Below are 19,615 nucleotides of genomic sequence, written 5' to 3' on the forward strand. Positions count from 1 at the left end.
ACGACCAGTGCGTTCCGGTGTCGTCGATGACGGCAAGCGCGTCAGCAGACACACTCGCTCGCTGCTGAATCACCGCATCGACCGTCGAATCCGCCACCGACACAACCGGACCCGCCGAGAGCGCCAGCTCAGCATCGATCACCCTCACCGACGCGATCCGAGTATCTGGAGCGGCCCCGAGTCGACCGAGGAACTGCACGAATCCATTCGCTGTGTCGACCACTCCGGAAGCCGCTAGTGCAGGATCGCTCGTAGCCAAGTCCACAAGGAATCCGTGGACCGAATCGCGATACGCCATGAGGTCGAGGAACCCGACCGGTCCGCTGGCGATCGTCTCTTGACGCCCACGGATCGCGCCGAAGGACTGGTTGTAGTCGAATGCCTTGATGTTCAGCTGCGGAATCGCCTGGTAGTCGTCCGGCCCGTTCGGCCAGATGTGAGCCAGCTTCTCCCCAGCTGCGACGTGACGTGCAGCGGTTCGCAGTTCACTGTTCACCTGCTGCAGCAGTTCGCGCACGGTTGCCGACGGGTTCGGACGAAAGACCACGGGGGCTGCGCCGACGAGCATTGCCGGAGTCGTCAGGGCGGGTCGCCCGGATCGGTTCATCTGCGGGAATCGCACGGCGAACGCATCACGGCCGACGAGGGATGCGGTGTACAGGCCCCAGCCCAGGGCGACAACATCGGACCAGTTCACGCGGGCATCACGAGCCAACTGATCGATCGACTCGGCCACGTCCGCCGGGATGACGACGTGTGTTCGAGCGTCGGTCAGGAAGAACTGTCGGGACGCATCGAAGGTGACCGGAGTGATGTCGTCGACGGCTTCGAATCGTTGCACCCAATGGTCGTCGAGGTTCGTGTCGCGCGATTCTTCGAGTTCGGAGTACGCCCCGAACCATCGCGGCGGGATCGGCTCGTTCCCGACGAGTGCGGTGTACACCTCGGCGACGCGGCGAGTCACCAATCCGAGGCCGTAAGCATCGAGGAGCAGGTGATGGGTGGCGAACTCCCACGCCCAGCCGTCGGCCCGGCGATGGATCACCGACACCGACTCGAATCGGTCGTCGCCTGCGCCGCATTCGTGGCACCTCGTCCACGCTTCGGCGCGGATCCGGTCATCCGGTCGATCGTGCTCGACCACGGTCGTCGTACCGACACCCCCGATCTCCCGATGCAGCATCGGTAGGCCGTCGGCGCCCTCGACGGGGCGAAGGCCGAGGACGTCTGCTTCGGAGGTTGCGACGCCGATTGCGCGCTCCAGGAGCGGGGTGTCGATGTCGCCGTCGAGCCAGATCAGTTGGGAGATTCGAAAGGCGTCGGCGCCTGGTGTGACGTGCTCAGCGGTCCAAACGCCCAACTGCGCAGACGTCAGCGGAAGACGAACCTCGATCACACCGAACTCCTTCTCTAGGAAATGCTTAGCCTAACCTAACAGTAGGATCCCGAGTTTTGCGCGGAGGAGCGGCAGCGGACGCAGCGGGCCGTCCCACGGGCACGGCCCGGATGAAAGCGCGTCGTGTCGATCGGCGACAGGTAGGCGGTGCCGCCGAGGTCACGAAGAGGTCGGAGGTTACTCAGCCGTGTGCGGGATGCGCCGGCGGCCCAGCGGTGTGACCGCCGGTGTGCCCGTGACCGGGTCGGGTTGAACGATGCACTCGAGTCCGAACACCTCGTGTACGAGGTCGGCGGTGACGATGTCCGACGGCGCACCCTCGGCAACGATGGAGCCGTCCTTCATTGCGATGAGGTGGGTTCCGTACCGGGCCGCATGGTTGAGGTCGTGCAGTACCGCGACGAGCGTCCGGCCGAGGTGATTCAGGTCCGTGAACAGCTCGAGGAGTTCGATCTGGTGGGCGATGTCGAGGAAGGTGGTCGGTTCGTCGAGCAGCATGATTTCGGTCTCTTGCGCCAAAGCCATTGCAACCCAGACACGTTGGCGCTGTCCGCCGGACAGTTCGTCGACCGGTCGTCCGGAGAGTTCGGTGACGCCTGTCGCGTCCATTGCCGTCAGTACTGCCGCCTCGTCGGACGCGGTCCACTGCCGAAGGAGCTTCTGATGCGGGAACCGGCCGCGGCTGACCAGGTCGGCAACGGTGATCCCGTCCGGCGCGAGAGCGCTTTGCGGCAACAGGCCGATGCGGCGGGCGACCTCCTTGGTCTGGTACGAGCGAATGTCCGCCCCATCGAGAATCACTTGCCCGGAGTTCGGCTTGATGAGCCGAGACAGTGCACGCAGCAGTGTCGACTTGCCGCACGCGTTCGGTCCGACGATGACGGTCAACGACTGGTCGGGAATCGACACGCTCAGTTGCTCGGAGATGACTCGTCGGTCGTAACCGATCGTGGCGGAATCGACGCTGAGTCGGTCGGTGGACGCCGGTGTGGGGGCTGGGCCAGGCGACGTGGATGGACCGACTTGGTGGGTGGTCGTGTTCGGCAATCGTCCGGTCTTTCTATATGAGCCTGGCGGCCTTGCGCTTTCGAGATCAGCTCTGCCCGGACGAGCGGATCCGGCGAGCTCGGACCCAGGCGAGCGTGCAGTGCTGAAGGTAGCCTAGCCTTAACTGATCTTTGTTGCTACTGTTCGCTGCGATATGTCGCCATACGAGCACGTCCGTCGGTGACCGTCCGTGCGGCAACGCCGAGTAACTGCGCTCGAACCGAAGGAGAAATGTGGCGAACAACCCGTTCGACGACGACCAGGGCCGGTTCTTTGCGCTCGTCAACCATGAAGAGCAGTACTCGCTGTGGCCCACCTTCAAGCCGGTCCCGGGTGGATGGGCGATCGCTCACGGAGCCCCCGACGGTGCACCACGCGCGGAGGTGCTCGAGTGGATCGAACGAACGTGGACCGACCTGCGTCCCAAATCGCTCCGCGACGTGATCGCACGGCGTGAGACCGGTGACGTCACGGCATCCGTGAACGTCTGACCGAACATCGAACCATCGAAGTACACGAGAGGAACGTCTATGAAAACGCTTGCCGCGCCTAGGCGCGCGACAGCATTGCTGGCCGGGTTGGTCAGTGTCGGTTTGGTGCTCGCGGGTTGCTCGAGCGACTCGTCCGACGGTGCCACGAACGGCGCGTCGAGCGACAGTGCGTCGAGCGACAGTGCGTCGAGCGACGGTGCGTTCCCGGTCACGATCGACGCCGCTTACGGTGACGTCACCGTCGAGGAGAAGCCCGAGCGGATCGTCGCTGTAGGAACCGACTGGATCGGACTGCTGGACGTCCTGGGCGAGAAGCCGATCGCGGTGTCGGGGGAAGCGTCCGACCTCGATGACTACCCATGGTTGCAGGGTCTGTACGACGGCGATTTCAACGCGGACCTCTACACCGCGGAAGGTACGGATTCGCCGGAGGCGATCGCCGCATTGAATCCGGACCTGATCCTCACGAGTGTCTGGAGCGCCGACGAGCAGCTCTACGATCGTCTTTCTTCCATCGCACCCACCTATGTCGGTTTGGAAACGCAGGACGAAGGCGGCGACACCAGCTGGCAGGACAATCTGGCGTCTCTTGCGGCGCTCACCGGGCACGACGAGAAGATCGTCGACGAGACCGAGGCCAAGTACGAGGCCACATTGTCCGAGGCCGCTGCGAAACTACCTGGCCTGCAAGGTAAGACGTTCCAGCTGGGAGTGCTGGACGGAGACGATCAGCAGCTGTGGCTCACCGAGTATGCGAACGAACCCATCGAGGCTCTTGGCTTGACGCCCGGAGACGGGCAACCGACAGGCGAGGGCGACAGTGTCGCGGCGAACGCACCCAAGTACTCGCTCGAGAACATCGACCAGTTCTCCGCTGACGTCGTGTTCATCGTCACTCACGAGTACGCCGACCCGGAAAACACGTTCAGGACAGCGTTCGAGGCCGATCCCCGAGTTCCCGAGCTTGCTGCCGCGAAGAACGGGACGCTCGTCTACCTCTACGGTCCGCAGTGGCTTGCGGTGAATCCGCCGACTCCCTCGAGCGTGCAGTGGTGGGTCGACGAGGTCGTCCCGCAGTTGGAGGCATCGGCGCTCAACACGGGCGCATAGGCCGGACCCATCTTCGTCCAGCCGCCTCGTAGCGCACGAGGCGGCTGGACGTGTGTCCACCACAAGAAAGCGAATCGAGTGACAACACGAACCGGTCATGCTCCTCCGCCTGCTGAAACGCCGGAGGGGGTTCGCCGTGCAACGGCGTCCACGAGCGTCGGGCGGCGCGCGATCGGATTGTTCATCGCGATCGCTTCACTCGTCGTCCTGGTGCTCCTGAGCATCGCCGTCGGATCGAAGGACATCCCGCTGTCGGTGGTGTTCGACTCACTCCTGCACAACACCGGCAAAGGCGACGCCTACGTCGTGTGGGACATGCGCATTCCGCGAACCGCAGTGGGTCTCGCCGTCGGCGTCGCGCTCGGGGTGTCCGGTGCACTCATTCAGGCTCTGACGCGTAATCCGCTCGCCGATCCGGGAATTCTCGGAGTCAACGCCGGCGCCGAATTCTTCGTCGTCGTCGGCATCGCAGTGTTCGGTGTGACCACCGTCAGTGGGTACGTCTGGTTCGCTTTCCTCGGCGCATTGGTCGTCACCGTCGTTGTCTACGTGATCGGTTCGATGGGGCGCGGTGGAGCAGACCCGGTTCACCTGACGCTGGCGGGTGTCGCATTCGGAGCGGTCCTGTCCGGCATCGTTACCGGTTGGGTTCTCACCGATCCCAAGACGTTCGACCAGATGCGCAGTTGGTACGCAGGCAGCCTCGTCGATCGAGGCTGGGACGTTCTGTTGCCGGTGCTTCCGTTCTTGATCGTCGGAGTGGTGCTGGCCGCAATCGCTGCCAATTCACTGAACACCATCGCACTGGGGGACGACCTGGCGAGCGCGCTGGGCGCACACGTCAATCGCACACGCGTGATCGTGATCATCGCGGTGACGCTGCTGGCCGGCGGAGCGACCGCCATCGCCGGCCCGATCGGTTTCGTGGGCCTCATGATTCCGCACGTGGCGCGGTGGATCGTCGGTCCTGACCAGCGCTGGATCATCGGCTACACGCTCGTTCTCGCACCATCACTGCTGCTGGCCGCCGACATCGTCGGACGCGTCGTCATCCGGCCGGGTGAGTTCCCGGTCGGCATCGTGACTGCATTCGTCGGCGCCCCGGTGCTCATTTATCTTGTCCGCCGAGCAAAGGTGAGTGGCCTGTGAGTTCAACAGGTCTCGAGACCGCCACCGAACGGCAGGTGGATTTCGGACACCGCACGCTCGTGGTACGCACCGGCGGTTGGGCCACACGCTGGCACGGCAGAAGTGTCCTCGTCTGCGCAGTGCTGGCGATTGCGACTCTCGCGGTGACGGTTTGGGCCTTGACTCTCGGCGATTACCCGCTGAGCCTCGCCCAAGTGTGGGCTGCTGTCACCGGAGATCCCGAAGCCGGTTTCGCTCGCACAGTCGTCGTCGAATGGCGGGCGCCGCGGGCAGTCGCGGCGGTCGTGTTCGGCGCTGCATTGGGGGTATCCGGCGCGGCTTTTCAATCGCTGATCCGCAACCCGCTGGCGTCACCGGACATCATCGGATTCAGCGCGGGGTCCTACTCCGGCGCGTTGGTCGTGATCATCTTGATCCACGGTTCGTATCTGCAGTTGGCCGCAGGGGCACTGATCGGTGGTATCGCGACAGCAGTCGTCGTCTACCTCCTCGCGTGGCGGGGTGGGGTACAGGGCTTTCGGCTGATCATCGTCGGAATCGCGATTTCTGCGATGCTGACCTCCCTCAATACCTGGTTGATGCTGAACGCGAAACTCAAGGTTGCCATGAGCGCCGCCGCGTGGGGTGCCGGATCGCTCACCGGCACGAGTTGGGGTCAAGCGCTGATCGGCAGCGGCGTCATCCTTCTGCTCTTCGGCGTGCTTGCCGTGTTTTCACCGGCACTCAAACAACTCGAACTCGGTGACGACGCCGCTCGGGCTACAGGTGCGCGTGTGGAACGTGTGCGCGTCGTCGTGCTCGTACTAGGTGTAGCGCTCACCGCGACCGTGACCGCTGCTGCAGGCCCGATCGTGTTCGTCGCGCTCGCGGCGCCGCAAATCGCCCGTCGACTGGCTCGTAGCCCGGGCGTCACCCTCGCGCCTGCGGCGTTCACGGGCGCATTGTTGCTCGCTGCCGCGGACGTCACGGCGCAGAATCTACTGCCCGTCGAGTTGCCGGTCGGTGTGGTGACCGTGGTCGCGGGAGGCGGATACCTGGTGTGGTTGCTCATCCGGGAGGTACGTCGTCGTCGCTGAGATCGGTGTCCTCGAAGGTACCGAGTTGGGCCACTGGCTATCGGCTTGACACCACACCCCGGCAAGCACCACAGTAGAAAAACAATAGGTTTGGCTAAGCTAACTCAGGGAGAAGTATGACCGCGCCCGTCGATATCGCCGAGCTGCATCAACGGTGGAACGACCACACATCTCCCGCAGTGACCGCGACTGTTCCGGAGCTGTTCGCGGCGGCGGCTCGCGCAACCCCGGATGCTGTCGCTCTCGTCGACGGTGACCGCCGACTCACCTTTTCCGAACTGTCCGAGAAGGTCGCGCAGCTGTCGCACCGGTTGCTCGGCTCCGGGCTCGACACCGAAGGGGTCGTCGGAATCTGCCTGCCGCGATCGGCCGAGATGGTCGTGGCCGCGTTGGCCATCATGACTGCCGGCGGTGCGTTCGTGCCGGTCGACCCGCAGTGGCCCGCGGCTCGCCGTGACCGCGTGATCGCGGACTCGGCAGCGCGGATCGCAGTCGTCTCGGCCCAGGACCAGCCGTCGCTACCGGTGGAATCGATCGAGGTGGACCTCGAGGACTGGCAGTACGGCGAATTCTCCTCCGTTGCACCGAACCTCGAGCTCGACGGCTCTCAGCTCGCGTACGTGATCTTCACTTCGGGATCGACCGGAACGCCGAAGGGCGCGATGATCCGACACGAGGCGATCTGCGAACGACTGACGTGGCAGCGAGACCACGTGCTCATGTTCGGCAACGACGATGCGTCGCTGTTCAAGGCACCCCTGGCCTTCGACATCTCCGTCAACGAAATTCTGCTTCCGCTCGTGTCCGGTGGACGTGTCGTCGTTGCGGCGAACGGCAGTGAAAAAGACCCCGACTATCTGCTCGACCTCATCGCGCGCGAGCAGGTCACGTATCTGTATCTCGTCTCATCGATGCTCGATGCGCTCCTCGTGCTCGACCTCGAACGGTCGGCACGCGGCGCGTCGGCGCTCGAAGGCGTCCGGCACGTGTGGTGTGGCGGTGAAGTCCTCACCCCCGATCTCTTCAGCCGGTTCCGTGATCAGCTGACGACGACGCTTTACCACGGATACGGCCCTGCGGAAGCGACGATCGGTGTCTCGCACGTCATCTACCGAGAGCGGGCCGAGCGAATCGCGACGTCGATCGGTCGTCCCAATCCACACACCCAGCTCTATGTCCTGGACGAGGACCTCGAACCGACTCCGATCGGCACCGGCGGCGAGTTGTACGCAGCCGGATTCTTGTTGGGCCGTGGGTATGTCGGCAGTGGGCTGCTCACAGCCGGTAGCTTCGTCGCAAACCCGTTCGATGCCGACGGCTCGCGCATGTATCGCACCGGTGACCTCGCGCGGTGGACCGAGGACGGAATGCTCGAGTTCCTCGGTCGCGCCGACAATCAGGTCAAGATCAGGGGCCAACGACTGGAGCTGGAAGAAGTCGAAGTCGCGATCTCGGCGCACCCCGATGTTCGACGCGCAGCGGTGCTCGCGTTGGATCACCCGGCGGGTGGCAAGTTCCTCGCCGCCTACGTCACTGCTACAGGAGACTCGACCGCGAACTTCGTCGAGGTACTTCGGGCGCATGCCGTAAGCACGCTGCCCGAGTACATGGTCCCCTCGGCTTTCACCGTACTGAGTGAGTTTCCGGTGACCGTCAACGGAAAACTCGATCGTCGGGCGCTACCTGCTCCTGATCTCGGAGCGGGCGCGGGCCTCGGCGGTAAGTTGCCGGAGACTGCAGCCGAACACACTCTTGCGCGTGTGTTCTCCGAGGTTCTACATCTCGGCGACGACGTCGTGCTCAGCGTCAACGACAACTTCTTCCGATTGGGTGGCCATTCGCTGCTCGCGAGCGGCGTGGTCTCCGGAGTGATTGCGGCCATGGACGTGTCGTTGTCTCTGCGTGAAGTTTTCGACAATCCGACTATCGCCGAACTGGCTCGGGTCGTCGGGGATGCATCACGCGTCTCTCCGCCGGTGGTGCGGGTCGGTGACGTCGAGCGACCCGACGAGATACCGATGTCGTTCGGCCAGCAATCGCTGTGGCTGGCCGAGCGAGTCACGGACCGGACGATCTACCGCACGGTCGAGGCACTGCAGTTCCAGGATCGCGAGTTCCAGGATCGCGAGTTCCAGGATCGCGAGTTCCGGGGTCGCGCAGACCTCGATGCGCTGCAGCAGGCAATTCACCTCCTGGTCGAAAGACACGAAGTACTGCGCACCACCTTCGTCTTCGACGAAGAATCGTCGTCATTGATTCAAGTCGTGCACGAGGCTCGGCAGGGCCGGCTGGGAATCGAGGAGATCGAGCGCAGCAACCTCGACGCCCGCATCGGCGAACTGCTGATTGCGCCGCTGGATCTGGCGACCGACTTCGGAATGCAGTTCACGCTGTTGCGACACGAAGACGGCGATGTGCTGGTGACACATGCGCATCACATGGTCACCGACGAGAATTCGGTTGGGCCGTTCATCCGCGACCTGACGGCCTTCTACATCGGCGAACCACTGGAACCACTCGCGGTCCAGTACGCCGACTTCGCGGTGTGGCACCGCGACGTCCTCGGCGACCGAGACGACTCCGGTTCCCGTCATCAGGTCGAACTCGACTACTGGCGGGACCTGCTCGCCGGCCTTCCAGTCGAAACGCCGCTGCCGCTGGATTCTGCCCGCGGGGACACCGACGAGCGTACGATTCGGTCCGTCGAGGCAGTGCTGTCGAGCTCGGACACCGACACCGTCGACGATCTCCTCATCGAACATCGGGCCACGCCGCTGCATGCAGTCATCACGGCGCTGTCCCTCGCGCTGTGGAACGAAGGCGCCGGTGCGCACGTGCCGGTCGGTACTCCCGTGACCCTGCGCGACGAACCCGAATTGGCCGATCTCATCGGATATTTCGTCAACTCGGTGGTCGTGCGTGTAGATATCGATGCTGCGCTCGGCTTCGGGACCACGCTCAGCGACGTCCGGGACCGCCTCCTCGGCGCGGTGGAACACAAGCTCGTCCCGTTCGAGCACGTGGTCGAGGCCGTCAACCCGACGCGAATTCCCGGGCTGAGCCCGATCTTTCAGGTCATGGCTGCTTTCCGTGACAATCGCGAGGTTCGCACGTATGCGGACGCGACTCTCGCGCCGCTACTTCCAGCTGAGGACAGCGTCGACGACGCGGTCCCGGCGCTGTACGACCTGGTGTACTCACTCGACCGTCGACCCGATGGAACCCTGAGTATCGGACTCGATGCCACCCGCGAGCTGTTCGTCGAGGAGACGACATCACGCTTGCTCGAATCCGCTCGACTCTTCTTGGTTCTGGGTGCGCGCCACCCTGACTTAGCGGTCCGTCAGCTGGCCCAGTTCGTTCGCGCGGCGCTTCGTGGCGGCACGGAGTCGCCCGCCGCTGGTGCGTCGAGATTCCGAATTCGGCTGCCACACTTCGATATTTGCGATGACTCGCTATGGCACGCGGCGACCACGCACCTCACGCTCGCAGCCCCGCACCTTGCATCCCTTCGGTTGGGCGTCCGAGACGACGGCAGCGGTGAACTGACCGCTGACGTGGACAACCCCACGCTTCTCGACGATGCACGAGAGGTCGTGACGGCCCTCGTCGGCGCCTACCGTGCGGGTACTGCGATGGAGGTCGTCGCGGTTTCGATCGACCGGGATTTGCGTTCCGACGAGGTCTGGACCGCGGTTCTCGACGATCCGTTCTGGGAGGACTGGGTCGACGAACTTGCCGATCACGACGGAGGTGAGCCGGCTCGCGGGCCGGTGGAGTCTGCGTGGCAGAACTCGACCATCACAGTCGAAAAGAACGCCGAGGGTGCGGAGTTCACGCGGGCAGCGATCGTTGCCGCGGTGGTTCGTGCTTTCGAGGCAATCGATCTCGTCGACGGCGATCTTGTTCTCGAGGTTGCGGAACCGTTGAACGCCGGCACTGTGATCGGTTTGCCTCTTGTTCTCGACGACGTTCAGCTGGCCGCAGATCTCACGGGTTCGTCGATTGCAGCACACCTTTCGCCGATCCGCGAGCGAGCCGCGGACTATGCAGGGCTTTCCAACCATTCCCGGTTCGGTTCATTCTTCGACGACCTTCCGACGCCGCACGCGCGGGTGAGCGTTTTCACGACCGATGCCGACAGTGCAGTGACAGGGCCGGCGACGATGCCGGTCGCCGTACGCGTACTGGTCGGAGTGTCGAGCACCGAGTCGGGAACTCGATCGGTGAGGGTCGAGGTCGACACCGACGCCACGGTTGTCACGCCGGCCGACGAAATCGTGGCAGCTGTCGTCGACGAGATCTCAGTCGCAGTCATCGCGGCGGCTCCGTCATCCGGCGCAGGCTCGTCGTTCGGTGTGCGTCGCGCGGACCGCTTGACCCTCTCCGCCGCGGACGAGGACAGCGTCCGCGCGCGCTACGGTACTGGCGTCGAACTGCTTCCGCTGTCACCTCTTCAGCAGGGCCTGCTGTTCCACATGGTCCGAGCCCGTGAATCGGGCGGGCACAACTCGTACATGTCGCAGGTGACGCAGGGCGTCGTCGGCACCCTCGATCCGGACCGACTGGTGGCGGCGGTTCGCACAGTGCTCGGGCGCTATCCCAATCTTCGTTCGGCGTTCCTGCCGTCCGGCGAAGCGCAGGTCATCCCGCCGGTCGCCGACGCACCGATCCGGATCATCCGATTGGCGCAGTGGCGCGATCTCGGCGTCGGTACGACGGAATTTCTCGCCGAGGAATGTGCTGTGCCGTTCGACTTCGAGACGCCGCCGCTCATTCGCTTCACACTCATCGAGCACGGTATCGACGAGTGGAAGCTTGCGATGACGTTCGAGCACATCCTGCTCGACGGCTGGTCGACGAGTGCCGTTCTCGACGAGATCTTCGATACCTACCGAGACCCCGAGTATCCGGCGCGAGTGCGGCCGGCGTCGTTCCGCAGTTACCTCGACTGGCTGTCCGATCAGGACATCGACGCTGCTTACCGCGCGTGGAGTTCGTACCTCGCCGAGCTGTCCGGCCCGACGCTCGTCTGGCCGGCCGGGGTTGCCGCCGGTGAAGGGCGCGACGGATCGGGCGAACTGCATCGCGATCTCGACAGTGCCGCCGCAGCCGCAGTACATGCCGCCGCGCGGGCGTCCGGCGTCACCGTCGGCACGGTGCTTCAGGCAGCGTGGGGCGTGACGCTCGGGCAGTTGGTCGGCAGCAACGATGTCGTGTTCGGAAACACCGTCTCCGGACGTCCCCCGGAGCTCGCCGACTCCGATCGAATCGTCGGACTGCTGTTCAACACTGTCCCGTTGAGAGTGAGCTTTTCACCGTTCGACTCGGTACGAGCCCTGCTCACCCGCGTGCAGCACGAGCAGTTGCAGGTGATCGATCATCCCTATGCGTCGCTGACTAAAATCCAGGCCGCGGCCGACATGTCCACGATGTTCGACACGCTGTTCGTGGTGCAGAACCTTCCTTTCGAGGAAGAGGCCGCCCCGGGTGAGTTCGAGCTCGTGACGACGGAGGTCGATGACGAGACGCACTATCCGGTCACGTTCGCGATCGATCCGTCCGAGGTCGACGGTGAGACCGTTGTGCATGTTCGGCTGGTGTACCGCCACGATGCGTACACCGAGGCGTCTGCGCTGGAACTGCTCGAACGGTTCCTGCAGGTGCTGGTCGCGCTCGCCCAGAACCTCGACGGTCCGGTCGGGCAGCTTTCCGCCCTTCTAGCCGACGAAGCAGTGCCGCACACCGGCATCGCGGCGGACCTGGTCCGCGAGGTCCCGACCGTGACGGTTGCGGATCTGCTCGACGAGCAGGTCCACCTGTCCGGGGCGGAGACCGCGCTGGTCGCGGGGGACCGCGTTCTGACGTTCACGGAGTTCGCAGCGGAGGTCAATCGGTACGCTCGGCTACTTCTCGAGGAGGGTGTCCGGTCCGAGCATCGCGTCGCGCTGCTCCTACCACGTGACGAGCGCATGGTCATCGCGATGTTCGCGGTGTTCGCCGTCGGTGCGGCGTATGTGCCGATCGACAGAGCTTTGCCCGACGATCGCATCGGCTACATGCTCGGTCTCGCGCGTCCAACGGTGACGTTGGTGACCGGTCGGGACGCGAGCCGAATCGGTGACACCCGCGGCGTCGACCTCGACGATCCCGCCACCCGCGACCGCATTGCGGCCCTCGACTCGAGCCCGATCGGAGATGCCGACCGAGGTGGCAGGATCGAGCTCGACCACCTTGCGTACATCATCTTCACCTCCGGCTCGACGGGCCGGCCGAAGGGCGTCGCCGTGGGCTACCGCGGCCTGACGAACATGTACGTCAACCATGTCGAGAAGATCTTCGACCGTGTCGTCGCGCACCAGGCCGGACGACGTATGAAAATCGCGCACACCACGTCGTTCTCGTTCGATGCCTCGTGGGAACAGCTGTTCTGGCTGCTGAACGGCCACGAGGTGCATGTCATCGACGACGAACTGCGCCGCGACCCCCACGGACTGCTCACGCATTACGACCGCACACGCGTCGACGGATTCGATGTCACGCCGTCGTACGGGCAGGTGCTGGTCGACGAAGGCCTGCTCGAACGTGATCGTCCGGCGGGACGATCGGTGTCGTCCGATGCACCGGGAGTCGTGTTCGTTTCGCTCGGTGGTGAGGCCGTGCCGGAGCGGTTGTGGCAGCAGTTGCGCGACGCTCCCGGGGTCGAGTCGTACAACCTGTACGGCCCGACCGAGTACACGATCAACGCGCTCGGCGCAGACCTTGCCGACAGCGATACACCGAGCGTGGGCACTCCCATCTTCAACACGCGTGCGTACATCGTCGACGGAAACCTTCAGCCGACGCTGCCTGGCGTTGCAGGTGAACTGTATCTGGCCGGCGCGGGTATCGCGCGCGGCTACTGGGGACAGGCCGCCCTGACGTCCGAGCGTTTTCTCGCGTGCCCGTGGGAACCGGGCGAGCGCATGTACCGCACCGGCGACCTGGCCCGTTGGAACTCCTCGGACAACATCGATTACCTCGGTCGCGCCGACGAGCAGGTCAAGATCCGCGGCTATCGAATCGAACCCGACGAAGTCCGGGGAGCGCTCGAAATCCACCCGGACGTGGTGTCCGCGGCGGTCGTCGCGGCGGATCATCCGGGTGGCGGAAAGATGCTCGCCGCGTATTACACCGCCACCGACGATCTGAGCACGGTCTTGCGCACGCACGCGGAAGAACACCTGCCCGAGTACATGGTGCCGAGCAGTTACACCCGGGTGGATTCCTTCCCACTGACACCGAACGGCAAGCTCGATCGACGCGCTCTGCCCGCGCCGGAGTCGGCGCCGACGGGTGGTTCGGGACGAGCCGCGGAGACCGACACCGAACGCACACTCACCGAGATCTTCCGGGACGTGCTTCGCCTGTCGGCGGACGCCGCCTTCTCCGTCGACGACGACTTCTTCCGCCTGGGTGGTGACAGCATCCTGTCGATCCAGGTGGTGTCACGGGCTCGGCGCGCCGGCGTCACCATCAAGGCGTCCGAGGTCTTCACCGCGCGAAGGGTCTCGGCGCTGGCCCGACTGGCCGATGCGCGCGCCGCGGAAGAAGCGAGTGGCGCCCGGCCCGACGTGCTCTCGTCGGGTCTGTGGCCGATTGCGGTTCCCCTGGTGGATTCACCGACCTTCGGTACGTTCGTGCAGTCCGCAGTCTTCGTCACACCCGCGGGTGCCGACGAGAAACTCGTGTCGCGGGTACTTGGCCGCGTTGTCGATCACCACGCAGCACTGCGCGGCAGATTGGTGCGAGACGGGCTCGCGCGAGAGGGGCAGTGGCGGTTCGAGGTGACACCGCACGGCGCGACGGACGAACGGCTGGGCTCCGAGACGACGCCGCGCCTGTGGTCCGATCCGCAATGGGTCGAGCGTGTCGGCGAGTTGGTCGCCGAGTTCGGACAGTCGATGAACCTGCAGGACGGTGTGCTGTGGAAGGCGCGCTGGGTGACCAGCGATGCCGAGGCCACCGGGCGACTGGTGCTCGTCATCCACCATCTGGTCGTGGACGGTGTGTCCTGGCGCATCATCGGTGACGACTTGACCCATGCGTGGGAGTTGGAAACCGGGGTTGCGACGGATCCGCTACCTGCGGTGGGTACGTCACTCGCGGCATGGTCGAGTGCGCTGGCCTCGCGTGCTCGTGACGCGGACCTTCTCGCTCAAGCCGACTACTGGTCGGCGTCGGAGATCGACGAACCGCTGTTGGGTTCACGTGAACTCGACCCCGCGATCGACACGACCGAGACGGCGGCCGTGGCCGCTGTACGCGTGCCGTCTGCGTTGACGTCGGCGTTGCTTACCGACGTGCCCCATGTGCTCTCGGCCGAGATCAACGACGTCCTGCTCGGCGGTTTGGCGATCGCGGTCGGAGCATGGCGCGGCAGACGGGGAACGACCGACAAGCGGCTGCTCATCGGACTCGAGGGCCATGGAAGGGAGGAGAACATCGTTTCCGGTGCGGATCTGTCGCGCACCATCGGCTGGTTCACGTCGTTCTTCCCCGTGGTGCTCGATACCGCAGATGTCGATCCGGTTCTCGCCGTCCTCGACCCGAAGAGCGCGGCGGAGGCAGTGCTCCGGATCAAGGAGCAACTCGCTGCGGTCCCCGACCGCGGTATCGGCTTCGGAATGCTGTGGCAGCTCAATTCCGAGGTGGGCGAGCGGCTGGGGTCCGGGCGCGGTCCACAGATCGGGTTCAACTACCTCGGTCAGTTTGCCGGCGGAGATGCTTCCGATGAGAACGCGGCGTGGGATCTTGCACCGGAACTGCCGGGTATCGACGCGTACGAGACATCGGGTCAGAGCATCGACTCGGCGGCCGATATCAACATCGCAGCGGTACCCGAAGGCGACGGGTGGACTCTCAGAGGCGATATCGCTTATGCGTCCGGTGTCCTGTCCGAGGACGAGGTCGACGAACTCGTCGAGCTGTGGGTTCAGGCACTGAGTTCACTCGCCGAGTACGCACGCTCAGCGGTCCTGGTTCGACGATCTCCGTCGGACGTGCTCGCGCGTGGCGTGACGCAGGCCGATCTCGAGCGCTGGGAGGGCATCTATGGCGAGCTGGCCGATGTGCACCCCTTGACACCGCTGCAGCACGGGCTCGTGGTGGAGTCGATGCTCGGGTCGAGTGACGGGGGAGTCGACGTCTACGCTGCCCAGACCGTGTTCCACCTCGACGGTGCCGGCGAGCCGGAGCGATTCCGGGTTGCGCTGCACCAACTGCTCGAGCGGTTCCCGAACTTGAAGATCGCGATTGCTTCCACGTCCGGGGGCGAGTCCGTTGCAGTCGTGCCGACCGCGGTGGACATCCCGGTCACGGTCATCGACGTCGCCGACATGTCCGACGTCGAAGAGATCGCCGAACGTGACCGCGCGACCCGGATCGACTTCTCTCGGGCGCCGTTGGTGCGCGCGACGGTCGTGCGGTATCGGACCGGCCACGCGTTCATCCTGTCGATTCACCACGCGCTCGTCGACGGTTGGTCCATGGTCCGACTTCTCGAAACGATGTGGGAGGCGTACGGCCGGCCGGCCGACGTGGTCGAACCGGATCTGTCGTTCGCGAAGTTCCTGTCCTGGATGACGGCACGCGATGCCCAGGCTTCGCTGCAGCGGTGGGCCGACGTGCTCGCCCCGGTCTTGGAGCCGACCCTCGTTGCGCCCGAGGCTGGTTCGAGCGTCGCGGGACTGCCCGAAGACATCGTGGTGGAACTCGACGCCGACACCAGCGCAGCTCTTGCCGATGTGGCCCGATCTGCCGGTGCCACGATGAGCAGTCTGCTGCAGACGGTCTGGGCGGTGTTCCTGAATACGATCACCGGCCAGGACACGGTTGTATTCGGTGCCGTTGTGTCGGGCCGTCCCCCGGAGGTCGACGGGGTCGAGGACGCGGTGGGCTCGTTCATCAACACGGTTCCGGTGGTCGTGCAGCTGGAGGGCAGGCTCAGCCTTGCCGACGCGGTGCGCCGGGTGCAGGACCAGAACTCCGCGCTGATCGAGGATCATCAGGTATCGCTCGCCGAGTTGCAGCGTCTGAGCGGGCACCAGCCGCTGTTCGACACGTTGATGGTCTACCAGAACTACCCGTCGGACTCCGAGACGCTCGAACTCGTCCGGGACAACGCCGGAATCACGATTCTCGGTGAGTCGGGCAGGGAAACGACGCACTACCCACTCACGTTCGCCGCGCAAGCAGGGGCCGAGACGTGGGTGCGGTTGTCGTATCGGCCCGATCTGTTCGACGCCGACGTTGCCGCGCAGTTCACGGCAGTTCTCGAGCGCGTCGTCGAGGTGTTCGCAACCGACCCGGACCGCTCGATCGCTTCTCTGGACGTGTCTTTCGCGCGCGAAGTCCCGGCGGCATGGTCGACGGGACGGGTGTCCGAGGTCCCGGGTTCGACGTTGGATGCAGTCATCAAGGACCGTGTGGCTGCATCTGCGGATGCGGTCGCGGTCGTCGACGACAGTGGAACCGAGTGGTCCTACACCGAGTTCGATGCGCGGGTCAACGCTTTGGCACACGTGTTGATCGAACGTGGTGTGCGGGTGGGGGACCGCGTCGCAGTCCAGCTGCCCCGCAGTGTCGATCTGGTGACTGCATTGCTCGCGGTCATACGGGCCGGGGCAGCGTATGTGCCGATCGATCCGGAGTACCCGAGCGAGCGGATGGCGCACATCCTCGACGACGCGTCCCCGAGGGTGGTCGTCAACGGTGACTTCCTCGACGACCCCGCGGTATCGGCACGACTGGTACGTGGGGAGCGTGCGGCGCCGGTGTTGGCGCGCGCCCTCACCCCGGCGGATACGGCGTATGTCATTTTCACCTCTGGCACCACGGGCCGCCCGAAGGGGGTCATGGTCTCCCATCAGGCGATTGTGAATCGTCTCGCGTGGATGGCCGAAGACTACGGGATCGGCTCCGGTGATCGGATCCTGCAGAAAACACCTGCCGTCTTCGATGTGTCCGTCGGGGAGTTCTTCCTTCCGTTCACTGTGGGCGCTACCTTGGTCGTCGCGAAAGACGGTGGACACAAGGACCCCGATTATCTGGCCGACGTCATCGACCGCCGTCAGGTCACGGTGCTGCATTTCGTGCCCGCCATGCTCGCGGCGTTCCTCGGGTCGACTCCCGACCCGGACCGGTTGGCGTCGGTGCGGTGGCTGTTCTTCTCCGGCGAAGCACTCCCCGCCGCGAACGCCGCCGCCGCAGACCGACTCTTCGCCGGAGCCGAACTGCACAACCTCTACGGCCCGACCGAGGCCGCCGTCGAAGTCACCACCACACCCGTTCACGCAGACGCGCTGGCTGATGTAATGACCGTGCCGATCGGTACACCGGTAGCGAACACACACGTGCGTGTCCTCGACACCTGGCTCCGACCGGTACCCGTCGGAGTGACAGGTGAGCTCTACCTCGGCGGTGTTCAACTCGCCGACGGCTACATCAACCGACCCGACCTCACCGCCACCCGCTTCATCGCCGACCCCACCGGATCCGGCGAACAATCAGGCCAACGCCTCTACCGCACCGGCGACCTCGTCCGCTGGAACCACGACGGGCAACTCGACTACCTCGGCCGCACCGACGATCAGGTCAAGATCCGCGGATTCCGCATCGAACTCGACGAGATCCGCACCGTCCTCGAACAGCACCCCACCATCACCACCGCCATCGTCATCGCCGCCGAACACCCCGGCGGCACCGGAAAATACCTCGCCGCCTATCACACCGGCGACGCCATCGACCCCGATGAACTACGGGCATTTCTGACCGACCGGCTACCGGACTACATGATCCCCACGGTGTCCATCCCCATCACCACCGTCCCCGTCACCCCCAACGGCAAGCTCGACCGCCGGGCGCTGCCCGCACCCGACCTGACCAGTGCGCTGGCCGGTGGAAGTGCTCCTGCCACTGCAACGGAGTTCACTCTTGCGGGCATCTTCAGCGACGTGTTGGGACTTCCGAGTGATGCACCCTTGTCCATCGACGACGATTTCTTCCGCCTCGGCGGGCACTCCCTGACCGCGACCCGCGTCGCCGCCCGCATCAACGCCGAGCTCGGCACCTCCCTGACCCTGCGCGAAGTGTTCACCACCCCCACCATCACCGGCCTGGCGCACCTCATCGACACCACCATCGCCACCCTCGACACCACCGGCGACGGCGCCACAGCACACCTGTCACCAGTACGCATCACCGACATCGAGGTCACCGACCCGATCCCCGCCTCCTACGGCCAACAAGCACTCTGGATCATCGACCAACTCGGCGGACCCGCCTCCCAGTACGTCGTCCCCACGATCTGGACCCTCACCGGAAACCTCGACACCGCAGCCTTCACCGCAGCCATCGGCGACCTCGTCACCCGCCACCACCCCCTGCGCACCCTGCTCGTCGAACACGACGGCACCCTCACCCAACACATCGTCGAACCCGCCCACATCACCGAGCGACTCTCGATCCACATCGACGACATGCGCGACAACGCACCCTCAGACACACAAACCACCATCGACACCCTCATCGGCGCCGGGTTCGATCTCGCCACCGACCTCCCACTCCGCGTCGCTGTCCTGCGCACCGGCGACACCGAATGGACCATCGCCCTCATCGCGCACCACCACGCGATCGACGAATGGTCCACCCCCGCCCTGCTCACCGACCTCGCCGCCGCCTACACCGCACGACAGGCCGGCACCGCACCGACCTGGACACCACTACCGGTCACCTACGCCCACTACGCCACCTGGCAACGCGCCACCCTCGGCGACGCCGCCGACCCCACCTCCGAACTCTCCGGCCACCTCGACTACTGGCGCACCACCCTCACCGACGCCCCCGACGAATCGATCATCACCCTCGACCACCCCCGCCCCGCACACCCCACCGGCCACGGCACCGACATCACCTTCACCATCGACCCCCGCACCGCCGCCGCAGCCCGCACCGTCGCCGCCCAGCACGGCGTCTCGATGTTCACCCTCACCCACACCGTCACCGCCATCACCGCATCACTGCTCGGCGCCGGCACCGACATCGTCATCGGATCCCCCGTCGGCGGACGCACCGAACACGGACTCGAAAACCTCATCGGCTACTTCGTCAACACCCTCCCCCTACGCCACCACCTCCACCCCACCGACACCATCACCGACCTGCTCACCACCACCCACCACACCGTCCTCGACGGCCTCGCCCACCAACACGCACCCTTCGAAACCATCACCCGCACCACCAACACACCCCGCACCACCAACCGCACACCCCTCTTCCAAATCCTGCTCACCCACAACAGCACCGAC

At 65.0% G+C, this 19,615-nt stretch carries 7 protein-coding genes; 5 read left to right on the forward strand and 2 right to left on the reverse strand.

Translation table 11 applies throughout. The features are described from left to right. Together CH289_RS27845 and CH289_RS27850 are read right to left on the reverse strand one after the other, a co-directional pair. A partial coding sequence (locus CH289_RS27845) for a condensation domain-containing protein (RefSeq protein ID WP_143545154.1) occupies window positions 1-1,396 on the reverse strand: 1,396 nt, incomplete at its 3' end. Window positions 1,397-1,573: 177 nt separating this feature from the next. Beyond that, window positions 1,574-2,443: an ABC transporter ATP-binding protein gene (locus tag CH289_RS27850; RefSeq protein WP_019667400.1), complete on the reverse strand. Its 870-nt coding sequence runs from the start codon at window positions 2,441-2,443 to the stop codon at window positions 1,574-1,576. A gap of 233 nt (window positions 2,444-2,676) precedes the next feature. On the opposite strand from CH289_RS27850, the gene CH289_RS27855 reads away from it, so the two are divergent. From CH289_RS27855 to CH289_RS27875, 5 genes are all read left to right on the forward strand, one after another. Further along, complete coding sequence (locus CH289_RS27855; protein WP_019667401.1) at window positions 2,677-2,934, forward strand: MbtH family protein; 258 nt, start codon at window positions 2,677-2,679, stop codon at window positions 2,932-2,934. Window positions 2,935-2,973: 39 nt separating this feature from the next. Further along, window positions 2,974-4,044 (forward strand): ABC transporter substrate-binding protein, encoded by a 1,071-nt coding sequence (locus CH289_RS27860; protein WP_020113400.1) that lies wholly within the window; start codon window positions 2,974-2,976, stop codon window positions 4,042-4,044. 177 nt (window positions 4,045-4,221) lie between these two features. Then, on the forward strand, window positions 4,222-5,193 hold the full coding sequence (locus tag CH289_RS27865) for an iron chelate uptake ABC transporter family permease subunit (RefSeq protein WP_019667403.1): 972 nt from the start codon (window positions 4,222-4,224) through the stop codon (window positions 5,191-5,193). Beyond that, window positions 5,190-6,269 (forward strand): FecCD family ABC transporter permease, encoded by a 1,080-nt coding sequence (locus CH289_RS27870; RefSeq protein ID WP_020113401.1) that lies wholly within the window; start codon window positions 5,190-5,192, stop codon window positions 6,267-6,269. The genes CH289_RS27865 and CH289_RS27870 overlap by 4 nt, the downstream gene beginning before the upstream one ends. Window positions 6,270-6,385: 116 nt before the next feature. Continuing rightward, window positions 6,386-19,615, forward strand: a 13,230-nt coding sequence (locus tag CH289_RS27875; RefSeq protein ID WP_143545155.1) for a non-ribosomal peptide synthetase, incomplete at its 3' end; no start/stop codon positions are given.

Origin of the sequence: Rhodococcus sp. RS1C4, from assembly GCF_002258225.1 — a bacterium.
In the GTDB taxonomy this organism is placed as follows: Bacteria; Actinomycetota; Actinomycetes; order Mycobacteriales; family Mycobacteriaceae; genus Rhodococcoides; species Rhodococcoides fascians_E.

Bases quoted from the DNA above. Each gene is read 5' to 3' on its own strand.
- CH289_RS27860 (WP_020113400.1), top strand. From the start codon at position 2,974: ATGAAAACGCTTGCCGCGCCTAGGCGCGCGACAGCATTGCTGGCCGGG.